The sequence below is a fragment of the bacterium genome (genome assembly GCA_014360495.1).
Lineage (GTDB): Bacteria > Armatimonadota > JACIXR01 > JACIXR01 > JACIXR01 > JACIXR01.
In genome coordinates this window covers 87,787-100,383 of record JACIXR010000008.1, presented here as the reverse complement: position 1 = coordinate 100,383, position 12,597 = coordinate 87,787, and the positions used below count along the sequence as shown (strand labels likewise).

The window sequence follows — 12,597 nt, the reverse complement described above, 5'->3', positions numbered from 1 at the left end:
CTCTTCAGATTTCTATTTGAAAGCCATCATAAGCGGGCATTATGCCGAAGGGCTCAAGCGTTCTCTCCAACTCCTCGTGCAGCAATCCACCGTTATGGGAAAAATGGGTTGAAATAAATATAGTTTTATCATCAGCGATTCCTTCTTTTAACATCCTTTCCTTTGTCTTGACGACCTCCGGTATCCCCATGTGATAGCTTGGCGTAGAATGGGGTCCGCTCGTCGTATCCAAAATCGCTACACCCAACCTCTCGCTCAAGAGGGCGTCCCATGTATCCTCGGGGAAGAAACCGCTATCCGTTCCCCAGAGAATCGTTTTCCCCTCGCTTTTTATCAGATATATCAAGCATTCTTCTCCTAATTGATGGTCTGCCCTCAAAGCCTTAACCCTATAGCCCTCTATCTCAACCTCATCAAAGGGATGGAGGATTTTGGTTTCAATCATCGTTTCCTTCCCCTCAAGCCTATATCTCTTGATTCTCTCCACGACCGTCTCATTGGCGAATATCCTCAACATCTTCTCACTCTCCAAGTGGGCGAAGGGAGGCTTCCGCATTGCCAAGTCCTCGGGATAGAAATGGTCCTGATGGGAATGGGTGATGAGGAGATATTTTACTTTGGAAAGGAAAAGCCCATTATTAAGCGCATGGGAAAATGTGTCGGGAGGGAAATCTATAAGAAGCTCATCGTTGATGAGGGCGGAGGTGCGAGTGCGGATGTTTCGCCCTCCCCTTTCCCTTGCCCTTTGGCAAGCTGAACACTCGCAAAAAACCGCTGGCCACCCCTCAGCTGCCGCCGTCCCCAAAAAAGTTATCCGCATATCCTCCCGATCAGCTCCTTCGCTTTCTCCAAAATCTCCCTCTCGCTTGGATACTCCATCACCTTTATCGCTTCATCTATGGGGAACCAGCAAGCCTCCTTTATCTCCCAATCGTGGTCCTCTGGCGAGCCATCAGTGTATTTAAATAAATAAAAATGAACCACCTTGTGATACCTAACTCCCTCTTCTTTATCCACATACCAATAGGAAACATCCCCCAGCTTATCTACGAGAGTTCCGTTGACACCGCTCTCCTCCCTCACTTCCCGCTGAGCCGTTTCATCCGGCTTCTCCCCTTTCTCAACTAATCCCTTGGGGAGAGCCCAAACGAGCTTCCCCTTCCTCTCAACTCCCACCAAAACAACATAAGTCTTATCCCCCTCTTTCTTGAAAACCACTCCTCCCGATGAGACCGCCCTTTTTACGGGAAGCCCTTTCATCTTCTATCAAAGAAGATGTTCTTTCCGGTGCAGGATAGAGGAATCCCAAAGGCAACCTTCACATCGGGAGGGAGAAGACCGAGCTTGAGAGCTGCGTAGCCGGCGGAGAACATTATGCGATTATCTATGTGATGCAAGCTAGCTATGCCTACGGCAGAGCCAACCGCTATCCCCAAGTCGTTTATGGAAAAGGCGCAGGCTCCTCCTTTCTCCTGCATCTCTTCGCAATTGGAGAAGCCGCAGTAGCCACAGGGAGAAAGGTTATGGGGGGTTATGCGGGTGCCGATGAGGACGACGAGAACGCTTTTCCTCACATTATCCGCATCCCTGATGAAGAAGGGAACATTAAACCCCCTCCCTATTTCCTCCATTTTATCCGCCAGCCTCTCCTTCTCCTCCCTTATTATCCTCGTCTCAATATCGTCCATTCCCCTCGCCTTGGGAGCGGTGCGTGCTGCCGCACACATCAAATTAGCTACTATTAGAACAGCCGATTCCTCTGCTTCCCTACTATTCATATATCCGCTTTAGATTTTTAACCTTGTGCCTCCTCGGGGGAAGGTCCTTCCTCCCCTTCCTCAGCGGCTTTCTTCGCCTTCTCGACCAGCTCCTCCACTTTCTTTTTTAGAGAGATGCCTACTTCCTTCAGCTTGCCCGTTAGGTCCTCAAGGCTTTCCTTCAATTCTCTCCTCATTTCCTCTCCCGATTTTGGGGTGAGAAGGACCGCTATTGTCGCCCCCACTACCGCTCCCGCCAGGGCGGCCGCTATGATAGCGAGGACATCGCTACCCTTGTTCTCTGCCACATTTATCAACCTCCTTTTTAGACTTCTTTTTAGTTTTTAAAAAAAGCCTCAAGCTCGTCCTCAAGCCAGCGAGGAAAGCTCCCGCTAGATAGGCGAACTTCTTGCTTGATAATAGAATAGCTTGAAGAAGTTGGGTTAAGTCGGAAATCTTACTTATATTCGCTAATAAAGAACGGGCTTCTTCGGCGGCTTCAGTTACTTTATCTGCGGTTTGAGGAATTTTCCCTTTCAAGGTATCAACAAAAGAGCGAAGTTCGTCGGTGAGGAGGGCAATTCGCCTCGCCAAAAGGATTATCGCCCCCATAGCGAAAATGATGAAGAAGAGAGCTATAGCGCTCAATATTTCTATTATTAAGCCTGTAGTTGTGCTCATCTATTATCTATTTTACTCCTCCTTTTCCTCCATGTCAAGACCTTCTTCTTTTTCTTCCAATTCCCCAATTTGAAAACCCCCCTTCTTCTCAATTTCCTCATAAACTCGCAGGGTTATTCCATAGATATGCTTCTCCAAGTATTGCTGGTCACCCCAATCCCCTTCAGAAAGGACTTGCTCAGCGAAGCTGGAGAAATCAGTTTCTCCGCTCTGACGAAAAGCTTCAAAGACGATGAAGAGGATGCGGAGGATGTGGTCTCCCAAAGAGCCAACCCACCAGGCAGGGGGCAGAAATGAGCCGTAGCTATGGAGATTATAGAGGAGTGAATCAACCGCTTGAGGAATGAAATCAAACCTCTCTTCCTCCATAAGCCCACAATTTGGACAGGGGACATCCTCATAAGGGATGTAATAAGCCCCACATTTCGGACATTGATGGTCATAAACAATGTGCAAAGTCATCCTGTTTCCTCCTTTTCTCGCCAAAAAGGCGTATTTTCTAATGATATCCTTTTTTGAAGATGTTGTCAAAAAATATTTGACAGCGAAAAGCGAAATTTTATCATATTAGAAAAGGAGGTTTCTTGTTACATGCCTTCAGAGAAATCGTTCTCTCAATCTGCTTTTGAATTCCTTGTGGAAAATGCAATTTATCCAATGTGGAGCAAAAACGGTGAGATTTACTTCCGGGCGAAAAAGGGGATTCTAACGCCCGAGAAAAAGAGAGAACTTCTTGAGGAGCTGAATTTGAAAACTAAAGAGGACTGTGATAGGTTGCGGGAGGAAGTGAAGAAGGAACTCGCTAAGCGCAGGGAAAATGTCCCCATCAAGGATTGGATTCCCGAGGAAAGACCAAGGGAGATGCTTATGAAATATGGAGCGGATAAGCTCCCTCTCTCAAAGCTATTGGCGATAATCTTGCGGACAGGGAGAGAGGGTGTGAGCGCCGAGGAATTGGCGAAGAGATTGCTCAATCATTTCAAGAGCCTCAGGGAATTGGATTCAGTGCCCATCCCCGAGCTCTGCAAGATTGAGGGGATTGGAATGGTGAAGGCAGTGCAAATAAAAGCGGCATTTGAGCTCGGGAAAAGGCTGTTTAGAGAATCCGCGGAGGAAAGAAAGAGGATAGGAAGCCCCGATGACGCAATTGAATATGTTTCCGAATACTACGGACCCTATCTCAAAGACGCGAAGAAGGAGTTCTTTCAGGTCATCCTTTTGGATATCAAGAATAAACCAATAGACAAGATTGAACTGAGCAAGGGAAGCATTGACGCGACGGTCGTTGACCCGAAGGAGATTGTAAAAGAGGCAACCTTGCGTTCAGCGAGCGCCGTTATCCTCGTCCACAACCATCCCTCAGGCGATACAACTCCCTCCTCAGATGACATCAGCTTGACAAGGAGAATCGTTGAAGCCTGCAATTTAGTGGGAGTGAAGGTCCTGGACCATATAATAATTGGAAAAACTAAGGAAAAATACTTCAGCTTCGCCAAAGAGGGATTGCTTAAATGAGGCGATTTAAAATGCTTATCTTGACAATCGCCTTCGTTTCCCTGCTTTGCTTCTCCTCTGACCTCGCCTCTCTCCCTCCCACATTTGTACTCAAAAATATAAATGGGGCAATCGTTCCATTTCAAAACAATATCCCCTACCCTTCCTTTGAGCCCCAGCCCTCCCATCCGCGCCTCTATCTAAAAGGCGTATGGCGCAAAGCCCGCCTCCCTAACGCAGACCACAATCTATCACTCTCAAAAAGAACCCCAGAAATCCTTGAAGAACTGCGCAAAGAACTCACGAATCTATCCCATTGGCAGGAAATCACTCCTCCCCTCATTGATAACAAGTATCCCGATAGATACGAGGGCGTCGTCTGGTATAGGAAGAGATTCAACCTCTCTTCATTTCCTCACAACAATGCCCTCCTCGTCTTCCTCAGCGCAAATTATATAACCGATGTATGGCTGAACGGTGATTACCTCGGCTATCACGAAGGAGGCTATACTCCCTTCGCTTTTGATGTGAGCAAGCACCTTAAAATCGGAGAGAATGTTCTTGAAGTGAGGGTTGATAATATTCCCTGGGGCACGAGAAACGATATCCTCCCCAAAGGCGTCTGCGATTGGTGGAATTACGGCGGAATCATAAACGATGTCTTTATTGAGTTTATCCCGCCCATCAGCATCATCAGATTAGATTTGAAGCCGATAGACGAGAAAGGGAAGTTCTTGGCAACGGCTCTACTATGGAATGGAGGAGAAAGGGAGAAATCAATATCGCTGAAAATCTCCTGCTTTGAGGCGAGAAAATCCTCCTTAGATAAGGACCCAAGCCCCAAAAGCATAGCGGATATGGATAAAGAGGTTAGAATAGAAGGGAAGGGTGAAAGGAAATTGAGGCTCAAGGCAGGGGAAATTAAGCCTATTTTCTTTGAATTGAGGATTCCCAATCCCAAGCTCTGGAGCCCGAAAGAGCCAAATCTCTATGTTGTTGAAGCAAAGATTCAAAAAGGAGACGAGTTTTGGAATCAGTTCGGCTTTCGTTTCATCTCCGTTGCTAATGGAAACCTCCTTTTAAATGGAAAAAGAGTCTTCCTTCCCGGCGTCAGCCGGCACGAGGATTCCCTTCAAGGAAGAACTATGGATTGGGAAACGATTCATCGGGATTTGGATATCATAAAGGATTTGGGGGCGAGCTTCGTGAGAGGCACTCATTATCCAAATCATCCCTATACCCTCATCTATGCGGATAGAATAGGGCTGACCTTCTGGGAGGAGATTCCCATCTATTGGATGGGCGATAGGGAGATTGAGAATGTGCTTGATAGAGGGATAGCTCAGCAGATGTTTTTGGAGATGCTTTATAAGGATTTCTCCCGTCCCTCTCTTTGCCTTCTCGGCGCCTGCAATGAATGCGGAGGGAATAGGAGGGCTGATTTATTGCGGGAATTGAAGAGGCTTTCTCAGAGGGTGGATGGAACGAGGTTGATGGGACAAGCCTCCGTTGGACGATACTTCCGAGACGAGACGCAGAGAGAAGCGGATGTTTTGGGATTCAATTTCTATTGGGAGGTCTTCTACGGAGGGGATGCTTATTCCTCAACTATTGAGGCGTTGGAGAAAATACATTCCGTATTTCCCGATAAGCCGATAATAGCGACTGAATGGGGATATTGGTCAACGCCAAATTGGGACACGATAGCCAAGCAATTGGAGATAGCAGACAAGACATTCAGGGCATTCACGAGCAAGCCATATATCGTTTCCGCTATCGCTTGGTTTTTAGCATTTGATTATCGCACATTCATCACAAACGAGGGCACCTTCGGCCTGCTGACGATAGATAGGAAGAGATATAAGCCGGTTTTCTATCTATTGAGGAAATATTATAGAAGTTATGAGGAGTGAAAAGTGGGGTTTGGGCACTGCGAGCCCGCCGAAGGCGGGCGTGGCAATCTCCTTCTCTGTCATTGTAGGAGCTCCCGAAGAGAAACCTCGCAATAACAAATGAGCCTCTATAACCTCGTCCCGAAATACCACGCCTTCAATTTAACTTTCCCATCCCATTCCACCTCTACCCTATCCACCCTAATTTTCCCCTCTATGCCCTCTATCTCCACCAAATCCCCTGGCTTGACCACTGGAGGGGCGGGCGCTTCCCATTCATAGGTCTTTTTTGTATGCATCTTTTTCTCCAAAACGGAAAGGCGCTGTTGGATTGCCGATTCGGTATTCAAGCTTGCGTCCACTTCCACATATTGCTTCCTAAACCCGAGATAATCGTCGCTATCAGGATTGTTTATGCTGTCCGCATTGATTAAAAAGCCACAGATTGGGTATCCCATATAATCCTGCCCGCAGACCCAAGCCTCGTTTATCTCAGGAGGTTCCGTTATCTCCTTGAACTGGAACATCTTGAGGTAAACAACGCCCTCGGGCGGGGTTTGGTTTGCTCCTTCCGTTGTTTTCCAAAACTTCGCCACGATACCGGTATTCGCTGGGTCGGGCTCGGGGCGGTAAATAAGTTTTGCGATAGGATAGCCGTTCTCGTCTGTTGAGAACGAAGCGATTAGTTGCCAGCCCGTGAATTCCAATATCCGCTCCAAGAGGTCAAGGGCGTTTGTCCCCTGTTCCACCTGCCAGAGGAAGCCTTGCTCTGGTGCCCCCTGCGGGAGTTTGAGGTTATTGGGGTCGGTTGCCGTCTCAACATCTATCCCTGCATAACCGCAGATATCCACATCCACTACTGCGTCGGTATGGAGAACGCCATCATAGGCGGTGCCAGCGGGAAGGATTGCATTGCGGAGTTTAAAGGCTATCCCCTGTGCGGTCAATTCCCATTCCCTTCCCCAGCGGACTTCCTTCGCCTGTGGCTCAAGCAGATAGCCCGAGAAGATGGCGGTATCGTCCCATTTTGCCCCAAATCGCAGGTGGCGTTGCGGGGAGAGAGAAAGGTCGGGGTCTTTAACTCTTATCCTTGCCTCCTCCTCTGAGAGATTAAGGGAGTAAGTGAGGGAGAGATAAAGGGTTTTATTGGATATATCCACTGGCGTGGGGGCTGTTTCCCCAGTCGTTGCGGGAAAGGAGACCTTGAACTTCCTTGCCCAGCCCCCTGTTCCCAGAAGGACTTTGACACGCATCTCCTCGCCAGCGGAAGGCGTCCATTCAGCCAAGTTGTATTTATCCATTAAAATGACGGTGGCGTTATAGCCATCAACGAAATACTGCTGGGTTTGGGTAGGAAGGTAGGGAGCGGTAAAAACAGGGGAAAGCGCATAGGAGACGCCATCGGGTTCCGTGAGCGAGGCGTATTTGAACAGCTGACGGGTGGGCGTCCAGAATGTCATCTTGGGATTCCAGTTTTGAGTGAGCCCTTCCTTAGGGACAATTAAGGATGGGCTTTCCTCAGAGAAAAATAGGAAAATATAACGGTCGTCAAGCTCAATTGTCCTGCACCAAAATGTGAACCAGCCCTGAATAGGCGTCTCTTCCCGCCTCAAAGTTAGCACCTTGATGTTTTGATATGAGCCATCGGAGAGAAGCTTTTGGACGAGGAGTTTGCCCTGATTGGATAAATTGAAGCGTAGCCCTATGGAATATTCCCAACTAATCCACCACGAGTGGATGGCATTGGGTTCGTTATAAGCCCAAGCGGAAAAAATGAAGGAGAGGGGAAGCCCGTAAACTGTTTGCTGTTCGTATTGAACTATATCATTTGAGCTCCACCAGAAGTCGTTTGAGTCCCTGATGGCAACCCTGTCCCAGAGGGGGTTAGTGGAAAAATCCCCACAAAGATTGCCATAACTTTCCCCTGTGACCTCCTTCGGCAGGCGGACGAGGAAGCCGGAGGGGTGGAGGGCGCATTTCTCCAAGCGCCAGCCGGGAAAATAGAAATCCTCGGAGATGGAAAAGCCCGGCTCCTCAAGGTGTTTATTGGGAAGCTGAATGATTAAATTGAGAGACATCTTTTATGTAAAGGGCAACATTAAGCGATTATTGACTACCTCCACTTTTTAAATTAAAATCATCCTTGATATGTTTTAAGGAGGGATTGGAGATTGCGAGAAGGCTTGAATGTGTCCGCTAAGGAAATCATCTTGAGGCTTCTTTCAACTGTTTTAGACCTTACCCGCTATCATAACCTACACCATAAGCAGACTGCCTACATCAGTCTTAGAGTTGCCGAACTTATGGGATTATCGCCCGAGCGAAGAAACAATCTGCTCATTGCTTCCCTCATTCACGATGCAGGACTATTATGGGGTGAAGAGGAAGAGCTCTCGGCCTTGCTCGAGCCTTCCAACCCTACCCCTTGGCGCCACTGCCTACTAGCTTATCTATTGCTAAAAGATTTTCCCTTTATAATTCGTTTAGTTCCTGATGTTCCAAGGATGATTCTCTACCATCATATTAAATTTGAGGAGCTAACCAAACCGGAAAAGTGTCGTTTGCTGCTTCCCATAATTGAATTCACGAGAGAAGAGGTTCCTTATGAAAGCTTGATAATAAATCTTGCAAGCGCTATTTCAATGATGATAGATAACCGGATACCAATCCTTCATCAAGCCGAAGGGATAAGGGAAAGGGTAAAGGAACTAAAGGATTATTTCTTCCCAACCGACATCGTAGATGCTTTTCTTGAAGCTTCCAACAAGGAGGCGTTCTGGCTTACTCTCACTTCCCCATTTATAGAGGAAAACATTGAAGCCCTTTATCCTTTACCCGAGTATGCAATGAGCGAAGAAGAAACAGTCTCTTTTTTTCAATTGGTTTGTAGATTCGTTGATTACAAATGCGAGTTCTTCGCAGCTCACTCAAGGGGCGTATCCGCTATAGCAGAAGCTCTCGGTAAGCTCGCACAGTTACCCGAGGAAACAGTAAAGAAACTAAAGATAGCTGGTTATATTCACGATTTAGGAAAACTCAGCCTGCCCCTATCTATTCTTATCAAGAACGATAAATTAACCGAGGAAGAATTCGCTTTAGTAAAAGTTCATCCATTCAGCATTTACAGCATATTATCCCGCACTAAAGGGTTGGAAGGACTGAGTGAATTGGCGGGATTTCACCATGAGAGATTGGATGGCTCTGGGTATCCCTTTCGTCTGAAAGGAGAAGAGCTACCATATGAAGCTCGCTTGCTTGAAGTCGCGGATGTTTTCTCAGCCCTCCGGGAGAAGCGACTATACCGTCCCGCGTTAGAGTTGGATGAAGCAGTTAAAATTTTAGAGGATGAAACAAAGGAGGGGAAATTAGATGGGGAAATTGTATCTCTATTGACCAAAAATTTAAGCGAGATAGATGAAATATTTTTGAACACGCATTTTTCTTATATGAAGGAGTATTAGGAGAGATGTTCTATTATTGCTTCGTTCTTTGATGGTAAAATTGCATTTGAATATTCCCGAGCCGAGGAAATTTAGTGAATCTCCTCTCATACAATTTTTCGGTTAGCGAGCATCTAAGAATGAAATATTTCTCCCAAATTTTAATTCTTTGACTAGGGATTATCCTGTGGAGAAAATGAGACATAAGCGCACTCTTAAACCCATCAGCTACCACTCCCTGGCGCCATTGTCTTGTTGCCTATTACTTGCTTAAGGATTTTCCTCTCATAAACCAATATGTCCCAAATGTCCCAAGGATAATCCTTTACCATCATACGAAGTGGAGAGATGTTCAGGAACCAGAGAAAGCACCCGCTCTCCGTGCGGTGATGGAATTCTCTAAACAGGAAGTCCCACTTGAGAGCTTCATCCTCCATCTCTTGGAAATTGTCTCAAATTTAACGGATACCCAAAAACCGATTCTCCTTCAAGTTGAAGAAATAAAGGAAAAGATAAAGGAGCTCTCAGGATATTTCCTCCCCCAAGAGGTCGTGGAAGCCTTTATGGAGGTATCCAGCAGAGAGGCGACTTGGCTTGACCTTGCTTCGGTCTATTTTTTTAGAAGAAGTCCTCCCTCAAATGTGCTCCCTGCCAGAATATAAACTGGGTAGAGATGAGCTAATCTCCCTCTCAGAGCTCTTCTGCTGTTTCGTTGATTTCAAAAGCCATTATACCGCTTTTCACTCAAGAGGTGTTGCCAAAATCGCTGAGGAGATAGGAAAGCTCCTTTCCTTGCCGCAAATTGAGGTTGATATGCTGAAAATAGGTGGTCATCTCCACGATTTGGGGAAGCTAGGCATCGCTCCATCTATCATAGAGAAACCAGGAAAGCTGAGCGAGGAGGAATTCGCATTGGTTAGAGCACATCCCTATCTGACTTACATAACCCTTAATCGTCTCAGGAATTTTGAGAAGATAAGGGATGCGGCTGCCTTCCATCACGAGCGATTGGACGGCTCAGGCTACCCATTTAAGTTAAAGGGAGAGGAGATTCCCCTTCACGCTCGCATAATGGCTGTTTCTGATGTCTTTTCCGCCCTGCGGGAGAAGCGTCCATATCGTGCAGCGATGAATATAGGGGAAGTAATCAACATTGTGGAAAGGGAAGCTAAGGAAGGTAAATTAGACCTCCAGATTGTCTCCCTCCTAATCTCTCATCGCCGAGAGATAGATGCCTATTTCATTGACATACAGTATTCATCTATGCAGAGATATCAAGAGATTTTCCTCACCCTTTCTTCTTTGCTGGATAGGGGCATAGTTTCCTGAAAAAGGCAGAGGAGAATTTCATTGCGAGCCCGCCAAAGGCGGGCGTGGCAATCTCTCATTTATGCTCTCAAGAAAGAGATTGCTTCCTTAGCGCCTCGCAATCTAATCTTTCAAAACGGAATTATAATTATGGCTCTTGGATGTTTTACAAACATACATTCACTTGCAAATCTGTTTACCTTTTAATACAATATTGACGATATGCGTTCTGTTTCCTCCCTCAACCCCAAAAGCAATAAACTGGCGAATTTCAAAAAAGCGATTTCCCTCTTCCTCCTCTTCCTCGCCATGCCCTCGCTCCCCTCCTTGAGGATTGATTGCTCCTTCTATCATCCCGACCCTACCTTCCCCTATGAAAAATTTAATGAAGGCTTCAAGCCAGCTGGCTTTCTTGAGATTTATGTAGAGAACAGGGGAAATGAACCCCTGCGAATTGAAGATTTACAATTAAACGAAGAAATAGTCTGGTGGAGATTGCGTCCCGACCCTTTGCCTCCCAAATCTTTCGGAGAAATCCTCATCCGCCTGAGAAATCATCCCCAAAAAGATTTGAGGGCAAAGATTAAACTCACAGATTCATCAGCAATTGAAATCTCCCAACCTCCCAATCCCCCTACCCTTTCCCTTGAAACTCTCGCCTTTGATGAGAACATTTCAAAGATTTATCTCTTTTTAAAGGGAAAGCCAAGCAAAATCAAGGAAATCCTTTTAGATGGATATTCCCTCCTGAAAAGAAGCAAAATCTTGGGCTTTTGGAAGGATTTCTGCCTCATTATCGTTTCTCTTACCCAACCCCTTCGCTATGGTAGCTTCCACTATCTCCGTTTAGATACCGATAAAGGGGAGAGAATCGCTTTCCTTTTCCGAGCAAGGGACGACTTCTTTCCCCTCGGAAGCTACGGCTATGTCACTCCCGAGGCTTATGCACAAGCCAATTGCAATATCTACGCCTCCTTCAGCGCTCTATCAAAGGAACAATTGGACAAACTGGGTAAGTTCAATATCAAAGGAATTTCCTCCCTGGGAGGAGAATCTCCACCTAAGGAGATAATTTCCCATCCCTTCCTCTGGGCTTACTACCTCTGGGACGAGCCCGATGTAGCTGATTATTTCGTTGAATCGCTTCCCCATCCCCTAAGGGTTGGGAGCAAGGCTGTGGAGATGGTTAAGAGGGAAAGGAATTGCTACAACGCCGACAAGAACAAGCTCACTTTCCTTACCATTGATATGACCTACAAGCCAGCGAATTGGTTTGTATACGGGCGAATAGCAGATGTCACCAACACCGACCCCTATGCCCTCGCCTTCGGAGCGGAAATGCGCTTAGTTTACGATGTCTCCGAAATCCTTCGCTTAGCCTCGTCTCCTTCTATGCCGTTGATAACCTATCAGGCTTATTTTCGTAAACCGAAAGACAAACCCTCCGACTGGAAATATCCAAGGATGCCATCCCCTGAAGAGGAGAAGATTATGATGCATTATGCTCTTGCGGGAGGGGCAAAGGGGTTGCTCAGCTATATCCACTGCACGGAGCATATCGGGAAGAATATCATCTCTTATGGAGCGGAGGATTATCCCGAGGTCTGGAAGGCAATAGGAGATGTTTATAAAAATTTGAGTGCTGTCTCTCATATAATATCAAGGACTCAACCCATGGATATCGTTCAAGGGCAGGAAGGTGTTTTCGCACGCGCTCTGGTTGCGGACGATGCGATGTTAATCGTGTGTATAAATGAGAAAGGAAAATCCGAGAAGGAAGGATATATTTCTCATCCAATTGAGAATTTGCGGATAAGCGTTGAGCTTCCTCCCTGGTTCAAGCCAAAGAAAGTAGAGGAAATAAGGGATGGAGAATTTCATCCCCTTCCCTTTAAGATTGGCAAAGAGGGAGTTCTTCATTTCCTCCTTCCCACCCTTCATTCCGCCACTCTTGTTTTGCTGGAATGATTTTTTAAGAGAATCTCCTTTCCCCATGATTTCCCTTGCGAAATTAAATAAAATACT

The 12,597-nt window shown here is 46.4% G+C and carries 13 protein-coding genes; 6 read left to right on the top strand and 7 right to left on the bottom strand.

What is annotated here, in order from left to right; all coding sequences use genetic code 11:
- Positions 1 to 4 precede the first annotated feature (4 nt).
- The 6 genes from H5T88_08115 to H5T88_08090 are packed head-to-tail and all read right to left on the bottom strand — an operon-like array spanning position 5 to position 2,900.
- The gene (locus H5T88_08115; GenBank protein MBC7330306.1) at positions 5 to 820 is read right to left on the bottom strand and encodes an MBL fold metallo-hydrolase; all 816 of its coding nucleotides are present in this window, start codon (positions 818 to 820) and stop codon (positions 5 to 7) included.
- Entirely contained in the window at positions 811 to 1,260 is a 450-nt protein-coding gene (locus tag H5T88_08110) for an NUDIX domain-containing protein (protein ID MBC7330305.1), read from the bottom strand. The genes H5T88_08115 and H5T88_08110 overlap by 10 nt, the downstream gene beginning before the upstream one ends.
- Positions 1,257 to 1,778: a ferredoxin gene (locus tag H5T88_08105; protein MBC7330304.1), complete on the bottom strand. Its 522-nt coding sequence runs from the start codon at positions 1,776 to 1,778 to the stop codon at positions 1,257 to 1,259. Before H5T88_08105 ends, H5T88_08110 begins: the two co-directional genes overlap by 4 nt.
- A gap of 17 nt (positions 1,779 to 1,795) precedes the next feature.
- A complete protein-coding gene (locus tag H5T88_08100; GenBank protein ID MBC7330303.1) occupies positions 1,796 to 2,065 on the bottom strand; it encodes a YtxH domain-containing protein in 270 nt (89 codons plus the stop codon).
- The gene (locus tag H5T88_08095; GenBank protein ID MBC7330302.1) at positions 2,046 to 2,438 is read right to left on the bottom strand and encodes a hypothetical protein; all 393 of its coding nucleotides are present in this window, start codon (positions 2,436 to 2,438) and stop codon (positions 2,046 to 2,048) included. Before H5T88_08095 ends, H5T88_08100 begins: the two co-directional genes overlap by 20 nt.
- Before the next feature lie 12 nt (positions 2,439 to 2,450).
- Positions 2,451 to 2,900 carry a hypothetical protein gene (locus H5T88_08090; protein ID MBC7330301.1) on the bottom strand — a complete coding sequence of 150 codons (450 nt, stop codon included), beginning with the start codon at positions 2,898 to 2,900 and terminating at the stop codon, positions 2,451 to 2,453.
- Positions 2,901 to 3,095: 195 nt separating this feature from the next.
- Here H5T88_08090 and radC point away from each other — a divergent pair, with 195 nt between their 5' ends.
- On the top strand, positions 3,096 to 3,953 hold the full coding sequence (gene radC, locus H5T88_08085; protein MBC7330300.1) for a DNA repair protein RadC: 858 nt from the start codon (positions 3,096 to 3,098) through the stop codon (positions 3,951 to 3,953).
- Complete coding sequence (locus tag H5T88_08080) at positions 3,950 to 5,845, top strand: beta galactosidase jelly roll domain-containing protein (GenBank protein MBC7330299.1); 1,896 nt, start codon at positions 3,950 to 3,952, stop codon at positions 5,843 to 5,845. The genes radC and H5T88_08080 overlap by 4 nt, the downstream gene beginning before the upstream one ends.
- 107 nt (positions 5,846 to 5,952) lie before the next feature.
- On the opposite strand, the gene H5T88_08075 is transcribed toward H5T88_08080, so the two are convergent.
- Positions 5,953 to 7,902: a hypothetical protein gene (locus tag H5T88_08075; GenBank protein MBC7330298.1), complete on the bottom strand. Its 1,950-nt coding sequence runs from the start codon at positions 7,900 to 7,902 to the stop codon at positions 5,953 to 5,955.
- Between the two features lie 93 nt (positions 7,903 to 7,995).
- Between H5T88_08075 and H5T88_08070 the strand changes: the two genes are divergently transcribed.
- The 4 genes from H5T88_08070 to H5T88_08055 all read left to right on the top strand — a co-directional run bounded on the left by H5T88_08070 (position 7,996) and on the right by H5T88_08055 (position 12,540).
- The gene (locus tag H5T88_08070) at positions 7,996 to 9,285 is read left to right on the top strand and encodes an HD domain-containing protein (protein MBC7330297.1); all 1,290 of its coding nucleotides are present in this window, start codon (positions 7,996 to 7,998) and stop codon (positions 9,283 to 9,285) included.
- Between the two features lie 245 nt (positions 9,286 to 9,530).
- Entirely contained in the window at positions 9,531 to 9,926 is a 396-nt protein-coding gene (locus tag H5T88_08065) for a hypothetical protein (GenBank protein MBC7330296.1), read from the top strand.
- Positions 9,904 to 10,593 carry an HD domain-containing protein gene (locus H5T88_08060; protein ID MBC7330295.1) on the top strand — a complete coding sequence of 230 codons (690 nt, stop codon included), beginning with the start codon at positions 9,904 to 9,906 and terminating at the stop codon, positions 10,591 to 10,593. The genes H5T88_08065 and H5T88_08060 overlap by 23 nt, the downstream gene beginning before the upstream one ends.
- 201 nt (positions 10,594 to 10,794) lie before the next feature.
- On the top strand, positions 10,795 to 12,540 hold the full coding sequence (locus tag H5T88_08055) for a hypothetical protein (protein MBC7330294.1): 1,746 nt from the start codon (positions 10,795 to 10,797) through the stop codon (positions 12,538 to 12,540).
- The last annotated feature ends 57 nt before the right edge of the window (positions 12,541 to 12,597 follow it).